We start from the raw sequence: 23,678 nt of genomic DNA on the forward strand, positions 1-23,678 counted from the left end.
CTCTCTCTACTGATCTTCCGAGTCATTTTCTCTTCTTAAGATCAGTATGGGCAGAATTGGACGAATCCAAACGCTTTCTCAACGAATATTCACGCAATTATAGCGAAAAGACGGCGAGGGCACTTCGCCTCTACCGTCTCACGCCGATAACAACTCGCTCAATTCCTGCCAAATCATTGATGATGTGTACTTCCTCAATGACTCCTGAGCCAGTAATCAAGGCTGCGACATCGCTTGCCTGATGAATACCTACCTCAAAAGCAACGACTGCCCTTGGCTTTACAATTCGAGGCAAAGCTTCACAGAGACGCCGATAGAAAACAAGGCCGTCCGCTCCCCCATCCAAAGCCATACGCGGCTCGTGGACGCGTACTTCCTCGTCCAGCTCATCCACATCACTGCTAGGAATATACGGCGGATTTGAAACAAGAATATCGACCTTTTCACCTGCCTGCAACAACGGCTCTACCAAATCCCCCTGTAAAAAGCGGACAGAAGCTCCCAGCCTCTCCGCATTTTCCCGTGCAATTGCCGTTGCGTCTGGTGACAAGTCTACTGTTGTCACATCCCAGCTCGGACGCTCGCTAGCAAGTGTAATACAGATCGCTCCGCTGCCGGTACCGATATCTGCCACAGCCAGCTTTTCATCCCCTCGCCACAGCTCGTCTGCCAGCCGGAGAACCTGCTCTACCAAAATTTCCGTTTCCGGCCGAGGAATCAGTACGCCTGGACGAACATGGAACAATCGCCCGTAAAACTCCTGGGAGCCAAACATGTATTGCAGCGGCTCAGCCTGCGCACGACGCTGGCAAAGCGAATCAAGCTCGTCAAGTACAGCAGAAGGTATTGGTTCCATCATGGAAATCAGATACCGCGTGCGATCCCAGTCCATACAATGTCGTATCAGCAGCTCTGCTTCAAACAGAGGATCCTTTGCCCCTCGCTCCCGCAAAAAGGAAGAAGCCCGCATTTGGGCTTCTCGAATCGTCTTCACATCAGACCAATCAAGCTGAGTGTGCATGGCTTTTCAAAAGCTCCGTTTGTTCATGCATAATCAGGTTATCGATCACTTCATCTAGCTCGCCTTCCAGTACGGATTCCAGACGATGCAGCGTCAAACCGATGCGGTGGTCGGTTACGCGGCTTTGTGGATAGTTGTACGTACGGATGCGCTCGCTGCGGTCACCGGTACCAACCAGGCTTTTTCGCGTAGCATCTGCTTCCGCATTTTGTTGCTGCATGTAATAGTCATACAAACGCGCACGCAATACACGCAGCGCTTTGTCCTTGTTCGAGTGTTGCGACTTCTCATCCTGACAGGAAACCATGATGCCTGTTGGAATATGCGTCACACGCACTGCCGACTTGGTGGTGTTAACGCTCTGTCCGCCTGCACCACTGGAACAGAAAGTGTCGATTCGGATGTCTTTCTCGTGTACTTCCACTTCCACATCTTCCGCTTCTGGCAGTACCAGTACCGTTGCTGTAGAGGTATGAATACGTCCGCCAGATTCTGTAGCCGGGATACGCTGTACACGGTGTGCGCCACTCTCGAATTTCATTTTGCTGTAGGCACCGCGACCACTGAGAGAGAATACGATCTCCTTGTAGCCACCGATGTCTGTAGGGCTTGCTTCCAGCACTTCGATCTTGAAGCCGTTGCGCTCAGCAAAACGTGTATACATACGGAAAAGAACCGCTGCAAACAAGGCCGCTTCCTCGCCACCTGCCGCACCGCGCACTTCCACGATTACGTTTTTCTCATCGTTTGGATCTTTTGGAAGCAGCAAGATTTTCAATCGCTCTTCCAACTGTTCCTTGCGCGTTGCCAATTCACCGATTTCCAGCTTGACCATTTCACGCATTTCATCGTCCAGCTTTTCATCCAGCATGGCTTTGGCATCATCCATTTGACTCACAACTGATTTATATTCACGGTACGTCGTCACTGTTTCTTCCAACGAAGACTGTTCCTTGGACAGTTCGCGCAAGCGTTTTGTATCGCTAATGACGTCGGGGTCACATAGGAGATTCGTTACCTCTTCAAAACGCTCTTCAACTGCGGATAAGCGTGTAAACATTGTATTTCACCCCATCGCAAAGAATAACTAAAAAAACAATCATAACAGATAAATTATAGGAGGAAAGCAGGAATAAGTCAAAGCGCATTATTTTACATGACGTCGTCGCTTCTCCTTTAGAAGGCCTCGATAGGGGTTTTCTTATGCAAAACAGGCCCGGGGTTGCCGAGCCTTGCCAAACAGTTGCTTCCTACACGTTAGCGATGGTACCCATCATTGGAGGTTACGTGGAAATCGTAACGAGGAATTTTTTGCCGGAGAGCAGCGATCACCTGCTGTTCAATGGTTCGTGCCTGGTTAGCCGTAATGTTGTGTACGAGATCAAGAGTAACATATGCATTGCCACCATTGAGTGTGATACGCGCACCTTCCACACCTGGAATCGACTTCGCCATCATTTCCATGTTATTCAAGTCAATTTGGGAATTACGTACGTTGGATTGGCCAATGATCATGTTTGGGTTTTGGTTGCGTCCCATCAAGGTATCGCGGTCCTGCGTATGTGGTGCAGCATGGTGATAAATATCCCCACTTTGCTCCCCTTTTATCGTTGCAGGATACTGGCCTTCCGACTTTTGCGTGTTATAGCTTTTCTCCTGGGTCATCGTTCGACCGCATCCAACAGTCAGGACAGAAGAAAGAACGAGCACGCCCACAACTGTCAGCGTGCTTTTCCAAAAAGGCATTCTTCGCATGAAAAAGCCACCTCCTGTTTCGCTTAGTCTGCGCATCACAACGAATGCTCATGCACATAGAAAAAAGAGGTGGCTATTCATAAAAAAGGACTGTAGAAACTTATTCGTGATTGACAGGCGGGCGATAGTAATGCTGGCGACATACACTGCTGTATGTATCATTTCCAGCAATTTCAATCGTCTCTCCGGTATATACAGGCTGTCCGTTTTTAAATTTGAGGATATGCGTCGCCTTTTTATTGCAGTAAACACACACCGTTTTGATCTCCTCTACCTTATCCGCTTCACACAATAACGCTGCACTTCCAGGGAAGAGTTCATTTTTAAAGTTTTTCAAGAGCCCGTAAACGATGACCGGAACTCCTAATTGATCTACAATCATCACGAGTTGATCAACGTGATGTTTACCAATAAACTGAGCTTCGTCCACCAATACGCAATCCGGCTTCACTGTCTCAGCTTCCACGATCTCATACAGATTTGTCTCATCGCCAATCGGAATCGCTTCCCTGCTGATCCCAACACGAGAAGCGACCTTACCTACACCAAAGCGGTCATCTACTGCCGGAGTAAATACCATCACTTTCTTTCCAGATTGCTCGTAATTGTGAGCAACCGTCAACAGCTGAATGGATTTAGAAGCGTTCATCGCTCCGTAACGAAAATATAGTTGTGCCACGTTTCTTTTCTCCCTTTGCCCGGAAGTGGTAATTCCTGCTGGTTCTGCACCATACAAAAACAAAACCAGGCAGATCGCTCTACCTGGTTGCTCCAATCCTTTCCGATTAGGAAAGATTGTATTTGCGTTTGAAACGGTCTACACGGCCGCCAGCGTCTACGAATTTTTGTTTTCCTGTGAAGAAAGGATGGCAGTTGGAGCAGATCTCCACTTTCAACGCTTGTTTCACGGAACCGGATTCAAATTCGTTACCGCATGCACATGTAACAGTTACCACGTTGTACTTAGGATGAATACCTTGTTTCATCTCATTACACCTCTTTCCGCCCTGAATCGTTTGCCGAAACAGAGTTATATCAACACATATCAGATAGTAGCACGCTGACAGCCGAAATGCAACAGGTTGACCGCTTAGGCCATGTTTTTCCTGCGTCTGAGCTCTTCAGGTGGCACGTGGGTAAATGATCCAATTACCACATCTGGGAGTTCTTCCTGGTAAATTTCGATGGCCTGCTTCATCCCAAAAACTTCCCCTTGGGCTTTCGGGATCATCGACAGGTAGCTCTCTGGGTCGATGTTCAGATTGCGCATCTGGATGAGCTTGATTCCGGTTCTGCGGATGAAATTGATCATCGCTTCCATCTCTTCTTCACGGTCAAATACGCCCGGGAAACAGAGGTAGTTAATCGATGTGTACACTCCTTTGGAAGCGGCGTACTCGGCAGAACGCGCCACATTTTCCAGCGTGTAGTTACGTGGACGATAGTAGGCATTATAGTGTTCGTCAATCGCGCTGATAATACTTACGCGCATCAGGTCGAGGCCAGCGTCCACGATTCCTTTAATGTGATCGGTCAAACCAGCATTGGTATTAATGTTGATGAAGCCCATGTCGGTCGCCTCTCGCACACGTCGCATGGCAGGAACAATGATGGAAGCCATGGTGGATGGCTCTCCTTCACAGCCTTGGCCAAAGCTGATAATGCTCTCTGGTGTTTGCAAATGGTGCAGCATTACCTCAACCAGCTCGTCCTCTGTCGGCTTGAAATTCATCCGGGTTTGTGGAGACGGGAAGCCACTGTCTTCCGGCTGCTCGGAAATACATCCGTAGCAACCCGCATTACAGGTGTACGAGACAGGCAAGCTGCCTTCCCAGCGGTTGAAAAAGTTATTGGAGGCTGTCAGGCATTCGTATTCCAGGGCACAATGGGACAAGTGGTTTAAAATACGGTTTTGCGGGAACAGCTCCAATGTCTTTTCCACTCGCTGACGCAACTCGTCCATCGGAAAATTCAACGGGTCCCATTTGTAAATATCGTCACTCGCTCTACCAGCTACCCAAAAACGATTGTCTTTCCAAACAACCGCCGAATATCCAAACAGAGGCAGCTTGCTCTCTTTGTTGCTTTTGACATAGCCTGGCAACAAAAGTCGTGTAATTCCTTGGGGAACGAGCGCACCTACTGCTGTGCAGCCATCCAGTTTGACCATTTCGCCTGTATCTGGATCCATTCCGATCGGAACAGTATCTGGCAAACTGACCATTGTTGCCCCTTCTGGCAGCGGGATCAATTCTTCTTCGAGAACTTCAGTCAATATATCTCCATTACGTGCCACCGCGAACAGGCCGGGGTGATCGTATACATTGCCTTTTTCATCTGCGTATACTAAATACATGGGAAAATCGCCTCGCTTCTTTACTTTGCCCATTGTATCGCATTGAAAAAGCAATGTAAATTGTGAAGGGTTACCTGCTAAGGTAAGGGAGCGGATTTATCGGCACATCATCTTGGCGAACTTCAAAGTGCAGATGGTATCCTGTCGAATCACCCGTTTGCCCCATGTACCCCAGCACGTCTCCAGCATCCACTAGTTGACCAGGAGCAACCCGTATGGTTCGCATGTGTGCGTAAAACGTTTGCAGACCGTCTCCATGATCCAGCACGACCATACGACCGTAACCCGAGCGGTTTGCTCCCGCTTCCAAAACCGCACCTGCCTTCGCCGCATAAATCGGTGTTTTTGCCTCCGCCTCATTCCACAAGTCCACACCCTTGTGCGACCTGCCCCAGCGAACGCCAAATCCACTCGTAATCGTCGCCTCCCGCACCGGCCACTCCAATCCGCCTCGGAGCCTGCCTATTACTTGTCGACTTGCCGCTTGGGATGTATTTCTCTTTTGCGCAAGCTCCTCCGCCCGCATCGGCTTCCCACCCGTAATGGGAATATACAATACCTGTCCCACATACAGGTTGTCCGACAGCCATTTGAGCAACGGATTTCTTTCTACCAACAACTCTCTGCTTACACCATAGCGTTGCGACACATAATTTAGCGTCTCCCCTCGTTTGACCATGTGCGTTACCTCGTCCTGACTGATGACCAGCCTCATACCCACGGCAAGCAGATGGGGATTACTGATTTTATTTGTATCGATCAATTTTTTCAATGTAAGCCCGTATCGCTGTGCAATCCCTGAGAGAGTGTCACCTTGGCGTACAGCATACATCATCACGTTGCTCGATGGCGATGCGTTTGGCTTAGCCAGGCTCGCATAAGGATTAAAAGCTTGGAACAAAGCCTGCTCCACGACGGCCTTTTTGGCTTCCTCTTGGCTCGTCATCGGGGCAGTTACCTGCACGTACTCCACTGATACACTCCTCCTTTATTTACGTTACTCTCCTAACGGTATGCCTGTAGGCAAAAAAAAATGACGGAGAGTCATGAAGAACTCGCCGTCGTACTTGCTGTTTTCCCTCGTCCTTGCTTGGATTCAAGGGTTTGTAAAAATTCGTCGTTCGTCTTGGTATCTGCCAGTTTTTTAATAAACGAATCAACAAATTCGTTGGTTTCGTTCATATTTTTCCGGATCATCCACAGCTTATCCAGCTCTTCTTTGGTCAAAAGCAGTTCTTCGCGCCTTGTTCCCGAACGGCGAATGTCGATCGCCGGGAAAATGCGGCGTTCTGCCAGCTTGCGATCCAAATGAAGCTCCATGTTTCCCGTACCTTTGAACTCCTCGTAAATCACATCGTCCATCCGCGAGCCTGTCTCGACCAGAGCTGAGGCCAAGATGGTCAGGCTGCCGCCCTCTTCGATATTGCGAGCCGAGCCAAAGAACCGCTTGGGCCGGTGAAAAGCTGCCGGATCAATCCCCCCGGACAGTGTCCGTCCACTTGGCGGAATGACCAGGTTGTAGGCACGCGCCAAACGAGTAATCGAATCGAGCAGAATCACTACGTCTTTTTTGTGCTCGACCAGACGCTTCGCCCGCTCCAGTACCAGCTCAGCCACTTTGATATGATTTTCAGGCAATTCATCAAAAGTAGAGGCAACTACTTCACCTTTGACCGAGCGCTGCATATCGGTTACCTCTTCGGGACGCTCATCAATGAGCAGCACAAACAAATGGATATCGGGACGACTCTCCGTAATACTGTTGGCGATTTCTTTGAGCAGCACCGTTTTCCCTGCTTTTGGCGGAGCCACAATCAATCCACGTTGGCCAAGTCCAACAGGGGCTAGGAGATCCATCAGGCGGGTGGAAACACGTTCGGGAGCTGTCTCCAACACAAGTTTCGTTTGAGGATACAACGGTGTCAAAGCGGGGAAATGAAGACGCTCTGCAGCTGTTTCAGGGTCTTCTCCGTTTACTGCCTCTACTTGCAAGAGGCCGAAATATCGCTCGTTCTCCTTTGGCGGCCGGGCTTTACCCGATACCACATCCCCCATTCGCAAATCAAAACGACGGATCTGCGACTGAGAAATGTAGATGTCTTCCGAGCTTGGGAGATAGTTGATCGGGCGCAGAAATCCATATCCTTCTGGCAGGATCTCCAAAACACCCTCCATAAACATGAGACCGTCTCGTTCTGCCCTGGCGCGAAGAATAGCGAAAATCAATTCTTTTTTCTTCAACTGCGAGTAATAAGGAATGTGGTATTCCTTTGCCAGCTTATAGAGATCAGTCAGTTTCTTTTCTTCTAGTTCAGAAAGTAACATACATCCACCACTCTTTATTTACTTAGAAGCTTCGCTGAGGTTTGACCCTACTTTTCATCTGATGATCTTACAAACCTATTGTTGGTTTGCGTTCCAAGCGGTGATTCCCCTCAATAAATCGTACCGTCCCTGTTTTTGCACGCATCACAACCGAATTGGTGGTTGCACGCATTCCCTGGAAACGAACACCTTTTAACAATTCGCCATCTGTTACACCTGTAGCCGCAAAAATAGCGTCGTCACCTTTCACCAAATCATTCATGAACAGGACCTGGTGCGGATTCGCGAGACCCATCTTGATACAGCGCTCAATCTCTTCCTCATTTTGCGGAAGCAGTCTGCCTTGAATTTCGCCACCCAGACATTTGAGTGCCACAGCAGCCAGTACACCCTCAGGCGCTCCACCAGAACCGAACATGATATCCACGCCTGTATCGGGGAATGCCGTATTGATTGCAGCCGCTACGTCGCCATCCGATATTAATCGAATGCGCGCACCTGCTTCCCGAATTTCATGGATGATTTGTTGATGACGGTCCCGATCCAATACAATCGCTACCAGATCACTGATGTCTTTTCCTTGCGCTTGTGCGACAGCTTTTAAGTTATCGCGAACCGGAGCATTAATATCTACTTTGCCAACCGCTTTTGGCCCTACTGCAATTTTCTCCATATACATGTCAGGAGCATGCAATAAATTTCCGCGGTCCGCAATCGCAATGACCGAGATTGCTCCCCAAGTTCCTTTGGCCAGAATGTTGGTTCCTTCCAAAGGATCGACGGCTACATCGACAGCAGGAGCTATCCCTTGGCCGAGACGCTCTCCAATGTAGAGCATTGGCGCCTCATCCATTTCTCCTTCTCCGATAACAACAATCCCGTCCATTGGCACCTTTTCAAATTCTTTACGCATGGCGGTTGTCGCTGCGTCATCGGCCTCATCTTTTTTTCCAAGACCCATCCAACTGGCAGAAGCCAAAGCTGCCGCCTCGGTCACTCGTACCAGTTCAAGTGTTAAACTGCGTTCCATTCTGGAAGACTCCTCTCCTGGTGTTTGGTTAACGTTGGTGGTTTTCCGAACGCTGCAGGCCTATCCGCACTACATCTGCGCCCAAGGTTTGCAGCTTGCCCACTAAATTCTCATACCCGCGATCAATATGCTCCAATCCTTCCAGCTCAGTCGTTCCGCTGGTTGCCAGTCCGGCAATGAATAGAGCCGCTCCAGCTCGCAAATCTGAAGCTACGACCTTCGCGCCATTGAGTCTACTGCCACCTTCGATGACTGCCGATCGTCCCTCTACTTTCAATGACGCCCCCATGCGGCGCAGCTCGTCGACATGACGAAAACGAGAGCTGTAAATATTGTCCGTTACAATACTAGAGCCTTTTGCCAAGGTCAACAACGTCGTAATTGGTTGCTGCAGATCGGTTGGAAAACCGGGATACGGACTTGTCTTTACATCAATCGAGCGATAACCATCCTGCCCGATCACTTGAATACAATCATCCATTTCTACGACTTGCGCTCCGATTTCGCGAAGCTTGGCTGTCAGCGACTCCAAATGCTTCGGAATCACATTCTCTACCAGAACATTGCCGTTCGTTGCCGCTGCCGCAATCATATAGGTGCCCGCCTCAATCCGGTCAGGAATAATGGTATGACGACAGCCACGCAGTCGCTCTACTCCCTGAATACGGATCATATCCGTACCGGCACCTTTGATGTTTGCCCCCATGTTGTTGAGCAAGGTAGCTACATCCACAATCTCCGGCTCACGGGCAGCGTTTTCAATAATGGTCACGCCCTCTGCTTTGGCAGCAGCCAGCATGATGTTAATAGTAGCACCGACGCTTACCAGGTCGAGATAAATACGCGCACCTTGCAGGCGACCATGTTTGGCCCGGATGGTCATCACGCCGTTCTTGTTTTCAACCTCGGCGCCCATCGCCTCAAAGCCTTTGATATGCAAATCGACAGGACGGGGACCCAAGTCGCAGCCACCCGGCAGTCCGACCTGTGCTTCTCCAAACTTGGCGAGTAATGCTCCCCACAGATAATAAGAGGCGCGCAGCTTCTTAATCCGGCCATTGGGCATAAGCATCAGTCGCATCTCGCGTCCGTCTACTTCCATCCAATCCTCTTCGAACAGCACATCTGCTCCCATTTCTTGCAGGAGCTCATGATAGATATCTACATCCTGAATACGGGGCAGATTTTCGATGACAACGGGCCCATCTGCCAGCAATGCAGCTGGAATCAGTGCGACTGCGCTGTTTTTTGCTCCGCTGATGGTAACCGTCCCCGCGAGCGGTTTCCCACCATTGATGATCAGCTTATCCATGCTTTGCTCTCCTCAGGCGTAATCGGGAAAGAAGCACCTTCCCCAATGGAAAAGGTGCTCGGACTTTCATAAGATGTCCTCTATTTTTGCATACCTGCCCAGTCGGAAAGAAACTTTTCCAAGCCGCTATCTGTCAGCGGATGGGCAATCAGTTGCTTAAATACTTTGGATGGGATGGTCGCGTAATGCGAACCGCGGCGAGCCGCTTCTGTCACATGGACAGGGTGGCGAACAGACGCTGCGATAATTTCGGTCTCAATCCCATGAACAGAAAAGATCTCCGCGATGTCTTCGATCAATTGCATACCGTCTTGTCCAATGTCATCCAATCTCCCCAAAAACGGAGACACAAAGCTCGCTCCTGCACGGGCAGCCAACAACGCCTGATTAGCAGAGAACACGAGTGTCACGTTGGTTTTGATTTTACGCTTGGCGAAGTATTTCGCTGCTTTCAAGCCTTCGGCTGTCATCGGCAGCTTGACCACGATATTTTTGGAAAGGGAAGCGAGCTTTTCTCCCTCTTCAATCATACCCTTTGCATCAACACTAATGACTTCTGCGCTGATTGGGCCATCGACGATATCAATAATTTCTTTGAGAGCCTCAACAAAATCCCGGCCTTCCTTTGCTACCAAAGATGGATTGGTAGTAACACCGGCCAGAACGCCCCACTCATGAATTTCACGAATTTCATCAACGTTTGCAGTATCAATCAAAAAACGCATGATTAGTCCTCCTTGGTTACGCGCGGTTGCTGCTTCCGAATAAACGCATTTTTCCTTTAACAACTTCCTTGATCGCATCGCGAGCAGGGCCCAGGTATTTGCGCGGGTCAATCTCGCTTTGCTTCGCAGCCAACGCTTTGCGTACCATTTCGGTGCATGCGACTTGACTTTCCGTATTTACATTAATTTTCCCTACGCCCAGACTGATCGATTTCACGATTGCATCATCCGGAACGCCGGAACCGCCGTGCAGCACGATTGGCGAGCCAATATTGTTCGCCACTTTTTCGATGATGTCAAAGCGGATTTTTGGAACCCCTTTATACATACCGTGTGCTGTTCCTACAGCAATTGCTACATAGTCTACTTTGGTTTCTTCCCAGAAGCGAATCGCTTCCTCAGGATTTGCCAGGGTAGCATCTTCCTCATCAACGGACAAGTCGTCTTCTACCCCGCCGATGGTACCGAGTTCACCTTCTACAGAAACGCCAACAGCGTGCGCAGCCTCTACAACCTGTTTGGTCAGGCGAAGGTTATCTTCAAACGAATGGTGGGAACCGTCAAACATAACGGAAGAGAACCCTGCACGGATGCACTTCATTACCATGTCAAAGTTGCTTCCATGGTCCAGGTGCAACGCTACGGGAACTCCTGCGCGTTCTGCTGCCACCTTGGCAATGGCTACGGTATAATCCAATCCCATGTATTTAAGTGCTCCTTCAGAGACACCAAAGATCACAGGCGATTTTTCTTCCATAGCTGCTTCCGTAATCGCTTGAGTAAACTCCAAATTGTTCAGGTTAAATTGTCCGACGGCGTACTTATGCTTCTTGACGTCTTCGGTAAATGCGGTCATAGGTACCAGTGGCATTTTTGTAAATCCTCCTCTAGCAGACTTCAGTCATGTGGCTTATTATACCACAGACGCTTGTTTGTTAACAGGTACGCTTGTACCCTTGCAAGCGAGGTATAAATGACTAGCAAGCCAACTGCTGATGTACGGCCATCCGCAGTTCATCTATATCAAATGGCTTGGTAAAGTGTGTAAGTGCACCTAGCTGTGTCGCTTCTTTAATCATGTCCAGCTCGCCGTAAGCCGTCATCATGATTACCTTGATGTCCTGATTGATTTTCTTGATATGCTTTAAAATTTCGATGCCGTCCATGCCAGGGATTTTCATGTCGAGAATGACTAGATCAGGCGATTCCTTTTCCACGATTTCCAGCGCCATTTTTCCATTCGCTGCCTGAAACGTTTTGTAGCCTTCCTTACCCAGTACCTCATATAGCAAAATGCGGATTCCATACTGATCATCGACAACCAGTACTTTTTTATCATGTTTGTCCAACACTTCGATTCCCCCCTGACGAAAGCCTTTTCCTTAAATCATTAGGGTTCGCCTAAAAACAGGAAACTCCTGCATATCCGTGTTGAAATTTTCCCGCTTTGCCTACTTACGGTATAATAGGTGTACTATTTTTTCAGCTAGCGAGGAGCGTAACTCTTTCATGGATGCTTTGTTGCTGATCTGCTTGTTAACATTTATTATCCACACTACAGAAACTCTCTCCTATGGAATCCGTTTTGCCGGAGTGCAGACAGGTAGAATTGCTGTAGCCATGTCGCTAGTCGGAATCGTACTGCTCGTATCACGTACTTCTAATTTGATTCAGGGACCGTTCACTGGCGGGTTGATTGATCAAGCTGCCCTCTCGCATACTGACCCGAGCATGAAGCTGCATATGATTATTGGCGCATCATCGCTAGGCACGTTGGCAGCCATCATGCTTTTCCCGACGTTTGTTCAGCTTTCCAAACGAGTCATCTCACATTTGGAGCTCGCGGGGTCGATTCCGCAAATGCTGCGGACTGCCGTTACGATAGACAGTATCCGGCGTGCTAGGCACCATGTGCGTATCCCGAACTGGAGATTCATTTCACGCTTCCGTATTAAAGGTATTCCTAAGCGGCTACTATTGCTTAACTCTTTGGGAACAGCCATTTATACAAGCAGTGTGCTGTCTGTTCTCTACGCCATTTTGCTCGTTCCCGATTTTAAAGCTACCGTCTCGATGTCCTCTGGGCTGATCAACGGGTTCGCCACCATTTTCATGACCATTCTGGTAGACCCCCAAGTTGCTCTTTTAACGGAAAAAGCTTTGCAAGGACAAGCGACTCACGAATCGATTCGCAACATGTACCTCTGGCTGATGATCTCCCGCTTTTTCGGTACTCTATTAGCTCAATTTCTGCTAGTTCCCGCAGCTTATTGGGTAGCCTGGCTCGCTCCTTTTTTTCATTAAAAAAAGAGATAACGAAAACAGAGAAAACGCACCAACGATGACAAATCGCTGGTGCATTTTTTATTGATGCTTATTTATTCAGGTTTAGGGAAGCTTTCACAAAATCACGGAACAATGGTTGTGGACGGTTCGGACGGGAAGTAAACTCTGGATGGAATTGGGTAGCCAAGAACCACGGGTGATCTGGCACTTCCACGATTTCAACCAAGCGGCCGTCTGGTGTAGTACCTGCAATACGCAAGCCTTGCTCCACCAGTTGTTCACGGTACTCGTTGTTCACTTCATAACGATGACGATGACGCTCATATACCAAAGTGCTGCCGTACGCTTGTGCAGTCAGGCTGCCTTCCTCGACTTTGGAAGGTCCAACGCCCAGGCGCATGGTGCCGCCTTTGTCTTCGATTTCTTTTTGCTCAGGCAACAAATCAATCACAGGGTACGCTGTGTCAGGATTGATCTCGGAGCTGTTTGCTCCATCCATGCCTGCTACGTGACGAGCGTATTCGATGACAGCGATTTGCATACCCAGGCAAATCCCAAAGAAAGGTACTTTATTTTCACGAGCATAACGCGTAGCGATGATCTTGCCCTCGATTCCGCGATCACCGAAGCCGCCTGGTACGAGAATACCGTTTACATCACTAAGCAGTTCACCAACATTCTCAGGCGTAACCTCTTCCGCGCTCACCCATTTGATTTCAATGTTGGAATCATTGGCGTAGCCAGCATGATAAAGCGCTTCTGCAACGGACAAATACGCGTCATGCAGCTCTACATACTTACCAACGATTGCAATCGTCGTTGTTTTGGACAGGTTTTTGATTTGGCTCACGAGCGCTTTCCATTCAGTCATATCCGCTTCGTGGCAAGTCAGGCCAAGGTGACGGCAAACGTAGTCGTCCAGACCTTGTGCTTGAAGCTGCAGTGGAACATCGTAAAGAGTCTCTGCATCCACACATTCGATCACAGCATTTTTGTCGATGTCACAGAACAAAGCGAGCTTGTCTTTCATTTCTTGCGTCATTGGCTGTTCTGTACGTGTAACGATGACTGTTGGTTGAATGCCCAGGCTGCGCAATTCCTTGACGCTGTGTTGAGTCGGTTTGGTTTTCATTTCACCTGCTGCCTTGATGTAAGGAACCAAGGTCACGTGAATGTACATGACGTTCTCACGGCCGATATCACTCTTGATTTGACGGATCGCTTCAAGTACAGGCAAGCTCTCGATATCACCAACCGTCCCGCCAATCTCAGTGATAACCACATCTGCTCCGGTTTCACGGCCAGCTCGGAATACACGGTCCTTGATCTCGTTGGTAATATGAGGAATAACTTGAACTGTTCCACCCAGGTAGTCGCCACGACGCTCTTTGGCGATGACCGTGGAGTAAATTTTACCACTCGTTACATTGGAGTTGGCACTCAGGTTGATATCAATGAAACGCTCGTAGTGGCCCAAATCCAGGTCTGTTTCCGCACCGTCATCCGTAACGAATACTTCCCCGTGCTGATACGGGCTCATCGTTCCCGGGTCAACGTTGATGTATGGGTCAAATTTCTGGATGGTTACCTTCAGTCCCCGATTCTTCAGGAGTCGGCCCAGAGAAGCCGCTGTAATTCCTTTTCCCAACGAGGATACGACCCCGCCTGTCACAAAAATATACTTCGTCATCGTTAACGTCCCCTCTTTCCCTAACCCTTAAGTTGTTAAAATAAACGGATAAAGACGGCTCCCAAAAAAAGAAAAACAAAAGCGAGTCCTATCCCGTGCAAACATGGGGTAGGGGCACTTTTGTTTTATAGTTTCCCTTATTTAATCCTTCTTCATGTGAAGCCCAAGGAGTATTTTATCTGTCCCTCAAGCGGAAGTCAAGGACTTATAATTTATCTTCATCTTCTTCGACGTCGTCAGCGGAATCCTCGTCTTCCAACACTTCATCTTCAAACAGTTCCTCCTCTTCTTCGTCCAACTCTTCCTCATCGATCTCGGCGTCAATCTCTTCTTCCTCGATTTCAGCATCTTCGTCGACGAACTCTTCTTCATCCTCAAAAATGACAATATCGTCTTCTTCGAATTCCTCAACGCTTTCATCATCTGCATCGTAATCGTCGAAGTCGTCGTCCAGAACCACTTTCTTCTTCTTGGTTCCGCCGCCCTCTTGCGTTTCATCAACAGTGTCGGTCGGGTACCAGCGTTTTAGGCCCCAGACATTGTCACCAAGGCAGACGAAACGGCCGTCAATATTAATCTCTGTGTATACTTGAGCGATGATAGCCATGAGCTGTTCGTTTGTCATCTTACGCAGGGCAACCAGCTCATCCATCAGCTCGCGGAAGTTGTAGGTACGATTGGTTTCACGCAAAATTTCATACGCAATGTCAACCAATGCCATCTCACTCAGTTTCTCGGAATCAATATGAGCAAACAATTGACTCACTCAAGGCACGTCCTTTCCATTAGAAAACTATTGGCTTCAATACATTCCCCGCCACATGAATGAGACGCGGACGAAAGTATAGGTAAATCAAGAATAATGTCGGATTCTTCGATTGTACAACATACGAAGGCTATCATACAGTATTCCTTATTTTAGACGAAAATGCAAGGCTTTCAAACGGGGGCGATCCATTTATTATGACCCCTCGATCTCTTCCCCTTTATTCCCACCCCATGTATCATCTTTATGTATACAGGAAAGGGGAGAATGCCAGTGGACTTAGCGCAAGAATTTCTTTCATGTACAACGGACAAATTTCATGACGTAAAAAGGTCGGCAGAGAGAACAATGGAACAGCTCTCATTGGAGGAGCTACATCGGTCTCCATCTATCGAGTCCAACAGCATTGCCGTCATCGTCAAGCATCTATGCGGCAACATGACAGCGAGGTGGTCGAACTTCTTAAACAGCGACGGGGAAAAAACGGACCGTAATCGAGATCTGGAATTCACAGGAGGCTACAAAAGCAGGGAAGAATTACTGACCTCATGGGAAGAGGGCTGGGACACTTTGTTTGCTGCTTTGTCTGCCCTTGGACCTGATGATCTGATGAAAATCGTTACGATCCGAAATGAACCCCACTCTGTGCTAAAAGCAATCCAACGCCAGCTCTCCCATTACTCCTACCACGTCGGTCAGATCGTCTACGTGGGAAAGCAGATCAAAGACACCTCTTGGCAGTGTTTAAGCGTTCCCCGCGGGAAATCAGAAGAATATACAGAGAAAGTAAAGAAATACCACGCAAACAGTTAAAAAACCAGTGAGCAAACAATCCCTCGGCATGGCACCGAGGGATTCTTATTTTACATATTTCTGCGGTATTGTCCGCCTACTTCATACAAAGCTGCACTAACCTGACCAAGGGACGCTACTTTCACCGTTTCCATCAGCTCTGCAAAGATGTTGCCGCCCGCCATTGCTACTTCTTGAAGACGGCGCAGCGCTTGCTGAGACTTTTCTCGGTTGCTTTCCTGGAAGGCACGCAAATTGAGAATTTGCTGTTCCTTTTCTTCTTCTGTCGCGCGAGCCAGCTCGATCTCGTAGTCGTCCTCGGAGGCGTTCGGATTAATAAAGGTGTTAACCCCAATGATCGGGAGCTCACCCGTATGCTTTTTCATCTCATAGTACATGGACTCATCCTGGATCTTGCCGCGCTGGTATTGAGTCTCCATCGCGCCGAGCACGCCTCCACGGGAGCTGATTCGCTCAAACTCCTGCATGACTGCTTCTTCGACTAGGTCGGTCAGCTCATCGATGATAAACGCACCTTGCAATGGGTTTTCATTTTTCGCGAGACCCATTTCTTTGTTGATGATCATCTGGATCGCCATAGCACGTCGCACAGAGTTCTCTGTTGGGGTCGTAATCGCTTCATCATAGGCATTGGTATGAAGAGAGTTGCAATTGTCGTAAATCGCTACCAGAGCCTGCAGCGTAGTTCTGATATCGTTAAAATCCATTTCCTGCGCATGCAGCGAACGGCCTGAGGTCTGAATGTGGTATTTCAGCTTTTGGCTGCGATCATTGCCACCGTAACGATTCTTCATCACTGTTGCCCAAATGCGACGAGCCACCCGTCCGATCACCGTGTACTCCGGATCGAGACCATTAGAGAAGAAGAAGGAGAGATTCGGCGCAAAGTCATCAATATGCATCCCACGGCTCAAATAATATTCCACATACGTAAAGCCATTGGACAACGTAAACGCGAGCTGTGTAATCGGATTGGCTCCCGCCTCCGCGATGTGATAGCCGGAGATCGAGACTGAATAGTAGTTTCGCACTTTTTGGTCTATAAAGTACTGCTGGATATCGCCCATCATCCGCAAGGCAAACTCTGTTGAGAAAATGCACGTATTTTGACCCTGGTCTTCCTTGAGAATGTCTGCCTGCACGGTTCCCCGAACAGTTGAGAGTGTGTATGCCTTGATTTGCTTGTGCTCTTCCTCTGTTGGCTGACGGCCTTCCCGCTGAATAAATGCTTCCACCTGTTGCTCGATCGCGGTGTTCATAAACATCGCCAAAATCATCGGAGCAGGTCCATTGATCGTCATCGATACAGAGGTGCTCGGCGCGCAAAGGTCAAAGCCCGCATACAGCTTTTTCATGTCATCGAGTGTGCAAATACTGACCCCGCTGGTACCGATTTTCCCGTAGATGTCTGGACGATAATCAGGGTCCTCGCCGTATAGCGTTACGGAGTCAAAAGCTGTACTGAGGCGCTTCGCATCATCATTTTGCGAAAGGAAGTGAAAACGTCTATTCGTCCGCTCGGGCGTACCTTCCCCGGCAAACTGACGCTTCGGATCCTCCCCTTCCCTCTTGAATGGAAAGACCCCTGCTGTGTAAGGGAATTCCCCTGGAACATTTTCTTTTAGCGACCACTTCAAAAGCTCGCCCCAATCCTGATAGTCAGGAACGGCTACCTTGGCAATGCGGGTACCTGACAAAGACTCGCTAAAGAGCTTGGTAACAATCTCTTTGTCACGAATTTTGGCCACAAACTGGTCTTGCTTGTACGCTTCCTTGAGCTTGGGCCAATTTTCCAGAATCCGCTTGCACTCTGGATGCAGCTTTTCTTCAAAGAGCGTAATCTGTTTTTCGAGTACAAGGGCTACTTCCGCTGCCGAAGAATCCCCAGAAGCGAGCAATGTTTCTTTTGCCCCATGGAGTTGGAACAGCTTTCGGGCGATGGCAGACTGTTCATCCGTATATTGGCGGTAATTGCGCACGGTATTGGCTATTTCCTGGAGATAGTTGATTCTCTCTGTCGGAATCAACGAAGTTTTATGAATTTTTACCGGAGTCGTATCCAGATTATCAACAGACCACTCTACTCCTGTTTTTTCTACAATCCGGTGCATCAATGCTGCAAACAGAACATTGGTACCAGGGTCATTAAACTGACTGGCAATCGTTCCATAAACAGGAACCTTATCATCAGGAAGCTCAAAAAGCTGGTGATTGCGTCGGTACTGCTTGCGTACTTCCCGCAGAGCATCTTCCGATCCTTTGCGCTCAAACTTATTGATCGCGATCAGGTCGGCAAAGTCGAGCATGTCGATTTTCTCCAACTGAGAAGGCGCACCGAACTCACTGGTCATGACATACATGGAGACATCACACACTTCCGTTACTTGAGCATCCCCCTGACCGATCCCGCTCGTTTCTACAATAATCAGATCAAAATGAGCCGCACGCGCCACCTTGATCGCGTCCTTTAATGCTGCGGACAGCTCCATGCCGGATTTGCGTGTAGCCAAACTGCGCATGTAAACGCGAGGCGTATTGTTGGCATTCATGCGGATGCGGTCGCCCAACAAGGCCCCACCAGATTTTTGCTTGGAAGGGTCGACAGATAAAATCGCAACCGTTTTATCCGCATACGTACGGACAAAACGGCGAACCAGCTCATCGGTAAGCGAGCTTTTTCCCGCTCCGCCTGTACCTGTAATACCCAAAACAGGGATGGTGGCTTCTGGCTCGTTCAGACTGTTCTTGAGCGGCTCTGCCCACTGGGCTTGATCCACCGCATACTCCGCAACGGAAATAAGCCGGGCAATCGCCTGGTGATTTTGTTCGCATAGCCCTGCTACCTCATCGCCAAGCTGTTTGACAGTCGGGAAATCTGAGCGGCGAATCATGTCATTAATCATGCCCTGCAAACCCAAGCGTCTGCCATCATCTGGAGAGTAAATTTTACAGACTCCGTATTCTTCGAGTTCTCGAATCTCGCGTGGAACGATAACCCCGCCTCCGCCACCAAACACGCGGATATGCTCTGCTCCCCGCTCGCGCAACAGATCAATTACGTACTTAAAATATTCCACATGACCGCCCTGATAAGAGCTGATGGCAATTCCTTGCACATCCTCTTGCACGGCAGCCGTCACAATATCGTCAACAGAGCGGTTATGACCCAGATGGATCACTTCCACTCCTGACGATTGCAAAATACGACGCATAATATTGATCGAGGCGTCATGACCGTCATACAAGCTGGCGGCGGTCACAAAACGAACCTTGTTTTGCGGACGATACACTTCGGTTTCCATCGTTCCACTCTCCCCGAGAATCTTTTTTTAATAAGAAGTTTAAAAAGGAGGACAAACAGGGCCAAGCAGATCAAGGCGCGGAAGACGCGAGGTCGACTAAAACCGCCGACGTCCTGTCGGCAACGTCGACACTTGCACCTCCTGTGCGCGCAGCCCTACTCTACAAACCTAATGTTTCCCGGACTTTTTAAACTTTCAATCTTCAGTCGGAGACACTGATTTCGCGAAGCAGTAGCGTAATCTGCTTCTCTGTGTACTCCTCCAATGTATAGTGCTTGTGCAGCGCCCAGCGGCGGAATACCCACATTTCGCCCAGCACCATGATGTTGTCAGCCATCAGCTTGACATGCTTCTCATCAATGCGAAGCGAGCCATCGGCAATCCCTCTGTGCAGGATCTCCACAAAAATGTGCGAAATTTCTTCTTCACGCCCCAGCACGTAGCGAAGGGTTTCTTTTGGAAGCGATTTGGACTCCTGATAGATGAGCAAGACACGATCGCTCATCTGGTCCATCACACGAATGAGGCTTTTGAGAGCCAGCTTCAAGATTTTCAGACCTGTTCCGTTAAAGTTAATCGCTTCACGTAAACGAGTTTCCATCTCGGCATGGATCGCATCGCAGACGAGATAAAGAACATCTTCTTTAGACTCAATATATTCATACAAGGTACCGATACTAAAACCCGACGCCCGGGCGATCTCCCTCGTCGTTGTTTTATGAAAGCCTTTATGAATGAAGAGATGAACGGCAGCCTCAATAATCTGTTCCCGTCGTTTTTCAATCAGCTTGGGGTCCTTTACTAGGGACGGTATGGTCTTTCTCTTTTCGGACACAACAAATCCACCTTTCCAACCGACTGAGCGTTTGGTCAGACACCTTATGGAAAAGAAAGGCGCAAACACATAGGCTCTGTATCGTTTCGCAACCATTATACGCGAGTGAGAGCCCATTGCCAAACCTTTCTTTTCTTTGTTCCTACAGATAGATTTACCGTTTACCGCAAAGAAAAAATGGATTACTGACGATCTACCCTGTGAGACTCTATTCTTTCAGCAAGTAATTGCTGATGACGACACGCTGAATTTCGTTGGTGCCTTCATAGATTTGCGTAATTTTGGCATCCCGCATGAAACGCTCTACCGGGTATTCGCGCGTGTAGCCATAGCCACCGAATACTTGCACAGCCTCCGTCGTTACTTCCATTGCCGTATCGCCAGCAAACACTTTGGACATCGCAGAAGCTTTTCCGTATGGCAAGCCTTGGTCTTCCAGCCAAGCTGCTTGATACGTGAGCAGACGAGAAGCCTCGATTTTGGTCGCCATATCAGCCAGCTTAAACTGGATTGCCTGCAAGGCTGCGATTGGTTTGCCAAATTGTTTCCGTTCTTTGGCGTAGCCAAGTGCGTGTTCAAATGCTCCCTGGGCGATTCCGAGCGCTTGAGCCGCAATTCCGTTACGTCCGCCGTCCAAGGTCATCATCGCGATCTTGAAGCCTTGACCTACTTCACCCAGCATGTTTTCTACTGGCACACGGACATTATCAAAGTTGACTGCCAAGGTTGGCGAGGAACGAATCCCCAGTTTCTTTTCCTTTTTCCCCATCGTAAAGCCGTCCATGCCTTTCTCTACGATAAAGGCGGTGATCCCTTTGTGCTTCAGCTCAGGACTGGTAACTGCAAATACAATGTAGATTTCCGCTTCTCCGGCATTGGTAATGAAGATTTTGCTTCCGTTTAATACGTAGTGGTCACCATCGAGAACGGCTGTCGTACGCATTCCTGCCGAATCAGAACCAGAGCCTGGCTCTGTCAGACAGTAAGCACCCATTTTCTTTCCTTCTGCCAAAGGACGCAGGAACTTTTGCTTTTGCTCCTCTGTACCAAACTTGTAGATGGGCCAGCTAGCTAGCGAAACTTGTGCGGATAAGGTCACGCCGATAGAGGCATCCACACGGGAGAGTTCTTCCACTGCAATGACGTAGCTCAGATAGTCGGCACCCGCCCCACCGTATTCTTCTGGCCAAGGAATACCGGTCAGTCCCAGTTCTGCCATCTGTTCGAAAATGGAACGGTCAAAACGCTCTTCCTCATCGCGTTCCGCTGCTGTCGGAGCCACCTGGGTCTCGGCAAAGTCGCGGATCATTTTGCGCATCATTTCATGTTCTTCAGTCAGTTGGAAATTCATATCTATCACTCCCCCATGTGCTGTTCGCAAGTCCCTATCAGGCATAAGCACCTGCGGGACTGTGCTCCTATTAGTCAGCAAGCAAATGCTTGGCGATCACAATTCGTTGTATTTCGTTGGTACCTTCATAAATCTGGGTTACCTTGGCATCGCGGAACAACCGCTCTACCGGGTATTCCCTCGTGTAGCCGTAGCCGCCAAATATTTGCACAGCTTCCGTCGCCAGCTCCATCGCTGTGTCCGTAGCGAATCGCTTGGCCATCGACGCTTCCATCCCACACGATATTCCCTGACTTCGCAGCCAAGCTGCTCGATACACCAACAGACGGGCTACTTCGGCCTTCGTCGCCATATCCGCAAGCTTGAAGGCGATCGCCTGCTGCTTGCCAATTGCTTGGCCGAACTGTTTTCTTTCCTTTGCGTAATCCGTGGCGTACTGAACGGCTGCCTCGGCAATCCCCAATGCTTGTGCCGCAATCCCGATTCGACCTGAATCCAGATTGGCCATGGCGATGCAAAAGCCTTCTCCTTCTTCACCCAGCAGGTTGGCAGCAGGTACACGCGCATTGTCAAAGACCAGCTCGGTTGTATAGGAGCCGTGCAGCCCCATTTTCTTTTCTTTTTTCCCAACGGTAAATCCTGGAGTATCCTTTTCCACGATAAAGGCTGAGATTCCTTTCGTACCTTTGGCAAAATCCGTTACAGCAAATGCGATGTACGTATCTGCCTCTCCGCCGTTCGTGATAAACACCTTGTTTCCATTCAAGATGTATTCGTCACCTTTTCGTACGGCGGTGGTTCGAATGCTGCTCGCATCAGAACCCGCATGCGGCTCTGTCAGAGCAAAAGCTCCCAGATATTCTCCACCCGCAAGCTTTGGCATGTATTTTCGTTTTTGTTCCTCGGTTCCGAAATAAAGGATCGGATTCGTGCCTACAGAAGTGTGAACAGACAGGATAACACCTACTGTCGCACTTACCTTGGATATCTCATGAATCGCCAAAATGTAGGAAATAAAGTCTGCGCCTGCTCCGCCCCACTCTTCGGCAACCGGAATCCCCATCAGACCCATTTCGCCCATCTTTTTAATAATGTGGCGCGGGAATTGATCGGTCTCCTCCATCACCGGGACAAATGGCGCAATCTCCTTTTGTGCAAAGTCACGCACCATGCGGCGCATCATCTCTTGTTCTTCATTGAATCGAAAATCCATGTCTGTCCTACCTTTCTGACGAATTCCTCTATTAGTTGTTGTACTCGTAGAAACCACGACCGGATTTTTTACCGAGCCATCCTGCTTTGACATATTTCCGTAACAGTGGGCAAGGGCGGTATTTGGAGTCTGCAAATCCTTCGTGCAAAACCTCCATGATGTAGAGGCAAGTATCCAGTCCGATAAAATCAGCCAGCTTCAGGGGGCCCATCGGATGATTCATGCCCAGCTTCATCACTTCGTCAATCGCCTCAGGTGTTGCAACACCTTCGTATACACAGTAGATCGCTTCGTTGATCATCGGCATCAGCACGCGATTGGAGACAAAGCCCGGGAAATCATTCACACTGACAGGCACCTTGCTCATTTGCTTGGCCAGATCCTCCGTCAGTTGGTACACCTCGTCAGCCGTTTGCAGTCCGCGAATAATTTCGACCAGCTTCATCACCGGAACCGGATTCATGAAGTGCATCCCGATTACTTTTTCCGGACGCTTGGTTACAGCGGCGATTTCCGTAATGGGCAACGAAGACGTGTTGCTTGCCAGCACCGTATGTGGCGGACATACCTCATCGAGCTTGGTGAAAATCTGTGTTTTCACCGCCATGTTTTCGGTAACGGCCTCCACAACAAAATCTACCTCTCGTCCGTCAGCCAGATCCGTGGACAAAACCAGACGAGAGAGAATCACTTGTTTTTCCTCTTCACTGAGTTTGCCTTTTTCCACACTGCGTGAAAGATTGCCTGAGATCGTAGCCAGACCACGGTCGACGAATTCCTGGCGAATATCGTTTAAAAAAACACGAAAGCCAGCCTGCGCCGCTACCTGAGCAATTCCGCTCCCCATTTGTCCAGCCCCGATGACCATAATCGTTTGTACGTTCATGTAAAAGGCCTC

The 23,678-nt window shown here is 49.0% G+C and carries 22 protein-coding genes; 2 read left to right on the top strand and 20 right to left on the bottom strand.

The window, feature by feature from the left end; all coding sequences use genetic code 11:
• Nucleotides 1-130: 130 nt before the first annotated feature.
• The 13 genes from prmC to ACIFQN_RS04585 all read right to left on the bottom strand — a co-directional run bounded on the left by prmC (nucleotide 131) and on the right by ACIFQN_RS04585 (nucleotide 11,876).
• Nucleotides 131-1,021: a peptide chain release factor N(5)-glutamine methyltransferase gene (gene prmC / locus ACIFQN_RS04525; RefSeq protein WP_429831851.1), complete on the bottom strand. Its 891-nt coding sequence runs from the start codon at nucleotides 1,019-1,021 to the stop codon at nucleotides 131-133.
• Nucleotides 1,005-2,081: a peptide chain release factor 1 gene (gene prfA / locus ACIFQN_RS04530; RefSeq protein ID WP_429831852.1), complete on the bottom strand. Its 1,077-nt coding sequence runs from the start codon at nucleotides 2,079-2,081 to the stop codon at nucleotides 1,005-1,007. Before prfA ends, prmC begins: the two co-directional genes overlap by 17 nt.
• A 197-nt stretch (nucleotides 2,082-2,278) precedes the next feature.
• Nucleotides 2,279-2,776: a sporulation protein gene (locus tag ACIFQN_RS04535; RefSeq protein WP_429831853.1), complete on the bottom strand. Its 498-nt coding sequence runs from the start codon at nucleotides 2,774-2,776 to the stop codon at nucleotides 2,279-2,281.
• A gap of 100 nt (nucleotides 2,777-2,876) precedes the next feature.
• A complete protein-coding gene (locus tag ACIFQN_RS04540) occupies nucleotides 2,877-3,455 on the bottom strand; it encodes a thymidine kinase (protein ID WP_429831854.1) in 579 nt (192 codons plus the stop codon).
• Between the two features lie 106 nt (nucleotides 3,456-3,561).
• Nucleotides 3,562-3,762, bottom strand: coding sequence for a 50S ribosomal protein L31 (gene rpmE, locus ACIFQN_RS04545; RefSeq protein ID WP_005827805.1), 201 nt, complete (start codon nucleotides 3,760-3,762; stop codon nucleotides 3,562-3,564).
• Between the two features lie 104 nt (nucleotides 3,763-3,866).
• Nucleotides 3,867-5,132 carry a radical SAM protein gene (locus tag ACIFQN_RS04550; RefSeq protein ID WP_429831855.1) on the bottom strand — a complete coding sequence of 422 codons (1,266 nt, stop codon included), beginning with the start codon at nucleotides 5,130-5,132 and terminating at the stop codon, nucleotides 3,867-3,869.
• A gap of 70 nt (nucleotides 5,133-5,202) precedes the next feature.
• Nucleotides 5,203-6,105 carry a peptidoglycan DD-metalloendopeptidase family protein gene (locus ACIFQN_RS04555; RefSeq protein WP_429831856.1) on the bottom strand — a complete coding sequence of 301 codons (903 nt, stop codon included), beginning with the start codon at nucleotides 6,103-6,105 and terminating at the stop codon, nucleotides 5,203-5,205.
• 71 nt (nucleotides 6,106-6,176) lie between these two features.
• The gene (rho, locus tag ACIFQN_RS04560) at nucleotides 6,177-7,457 is read right to left on the bottom strand and encodes a transcription termination factor Rho (RefSeq protein WP_429831857.1); all 1,281 of its coding nucleotides are present in this window, start codon (nucleotides 7,455-7,457) and stop codon (nucleotides 6,177-6,179) included.
• Nucleotides 7,458-7,524: 67 nt separating this feature from the next.
• The gene (gene glpX, locus ACIFQN_RS04565; RefSeq protein ID WP_429831858.1) at nucleotides 7,525-8,487 is read right to left on the bottom strand and encodes a class II fructose-bisphosphatase; all 963 of its coding nucleotides are present in this window, start codon (nucleotides 8,485-8,487) and stop codon (nucleotides 7,525-7,527) included.
• Between the two features lie 28 nt (nucleotides 8,488-8,515).
• Entirely contained in the window at nucleotides 8,516-9,799 is a 1,284-nt protein-coding gene (locus tag ACIFQN_RS04570; protein ID WP_429831859.1) for a UDP-N-acetylglucosamine 1-carboxyvinyltransferase, read from the bottom strand.
• 80 nt (nucleotides 9,800-9,879) lie between these two features.
• The gene (gene fsa / locus ACIFQN_RS04575; RefSeq protein ID WP_429831860.1) at nucleotides 9,880-10,524 is read right to left on the bottom strand and encodes a fructose-6-phosphate aldolase; all 645 of its coding nucleotides are present in this window, start codon (nucleotides 10,522-10,524) and stop codon (nucleotides 9,880-9,882) included.
• Nucleotides 10,525-10,540: 16 nt separating this feature from the next.
• Nucleotides 10,541-11,395 (bottom strand): class II fructose-1,6-bisphosphate aldolase, encoded by an 855-nt coding sequence (gene fba, locus ACIFQN_RS04580; protein WP_429831861.1) that lies wholly within the window; start codon nucleotides 11,393-11,395, stop codon nucleotides 10,541-10,543.
• A 106-nt stretch (nucleotides 11,396-11,501) separates the two neighbouring features.
• Entirely contained in the window at nucleotides 11,502-11,876 is a 375-nt protein-coding gene (locus ACIFQN_RS04585) for a response regulator (RefSeq protein WP_049740841.1), read from the bottom strand.
• Between the two features lie 157 nt (nucleotides 11,877-12,033).
• Here ACIFQN_RS04585 and ACIFQN_RS04590 point away from each other — a divergent pair, with 157 nt between their 5' ends.
• Entirely contained in the window at nucleotides 12,034-12,828 is a 795-nt protein-coding gene (locus tag ACIFQN_RS04590) for a lipid II flippase Amj family protein (protein ID WP_429831862.1), read from the top strand.
• Nucleotides 12,829-12,898: 70 nt separating this feature from the next.
• Here the strand turns inward: ACIFQN_RS04590 and ACIFQN_RS04595 are convergent, their stop codons facing one another.
• The gene (locus ACIFQN_RS04595; protein ID WP_429831863.1) at nucleotides 12,899-14,500 is read right to left on the bottom strand and encodes a CTP synthase; all 1,602 of its coding nucleotides are present in this window, start codon (nucleotides 14,498-14,500) and stop codon (nucleotides 12,899-12,901) included.
• A 205-nt stretch (nucleotides 14,501-14,705) separates the two neighbouring features.
• Nucleotides 14,706-15,266, bottom strand: a complete 561-nt coding sequence (gene rpoE / locus ACIFQN_RS04600; protein WP_429831864.1) for a DNA-directed RNA polymerase subunit delta — start codon at nucleotides 15,264-15,266, stop codon at nucleotides 14,706-14,708.
• A 273-nt stretch (nucleotides 15,267-15,539) separates the two neighbouring features.
• Between rpoE and ACIFQN_RS04605 the strand changes: the two genes are divergently transcribed.
• Nucleotides 15,540-16,079 (top strand): DUF1572 family protein, encoded by a 540-nt coding sequence (locus ACIFQN_RS04605; protein ID WP_429831865.1) that lies wholly within the window; start codon nucleotides 15,540-15,542, stop codon nucleotides 16,077-16,079.
• Nucleotides 16,080-16,129: 50 nt separating this feature from the next.
• On the opposite strand, the gene icmF is transcribed toward ACIFQN_RS04605, so the two are convergent.
• The 5 genes from icmF to ACIFQN_RS04630 all read right to left on the bottom strand — a co-directional run bounded on the left by icmF (nucleotide 16,130) and on the right by ACIFQN_RS04630 (nucleotide 23,666).
• Entirely contained in the window at nucleotides 16,130-19,381 is a 3,252-nt protein-coding gene (gene icmF, locus ACIFQN_RS04610) for a fused isobutyryl-CoA mutase/GTPase IcmF (protein ID WP_429831866.1), read from the bottom strand.
• 202 nt (nucleotides 19,382-19,583) lie between these two features.
• On the bottom strand, nucleotides 19,584-20,216 hold the full coding sequence (locus ACIFQN_RS04615) for a TetR/AcrR family transcriptional regulator (protein WP_429831867.1): 633 nt from the start codon (nucleotides 20,214-20,216) through the stop codon (nucleotides 19,584-19,586).
• A gap of 208 nt (nucleotides 20,217-20,424) precedes the next feature.
• Entirely contained in the window at nucleotides 20,425-21,567 is a 1,143-nt protein-coding gene (locus tag ACIFQN_RS04620) for an acyl-CoA dehydrogenase (RefSeq protein WP_429831868.1), read from the bottom strand.
• A 70-nt stretch (nucleotides 21,568-21,637) separates the two neighbouring features.
• Nucleotides 21,638-22,780, bottom strand: coding sequence for an acyl-CoA dehydrogenase (locus ACIFQN_RS04625; RefSeq protein WP_429831869.1), 1,143 nt, complete (start codon nucleotides 22,778-22,780; stop codon nucleotides 21,638-21,640).
• A gap of 31 nt (nucleotides 22,781-22,811) precedes the next feature.
• A complete protein-coding gene (locus ACIFQN_RS04630) occupies nucleotides 22,812-23,666 on the bottom strand; it encodes a 3-hydroxybutyryl-CoA dehydrogenase (RefSeq protein WP_429831870.1) in 855 nt (284 codons plus the stop codon).
• Nucleotides 23,667-23,678 lie beyond the last annotated feature (12 nt).

This window comes from Brevibacillus sp. NRS-1366 (genome assembly GCF_050467985.1).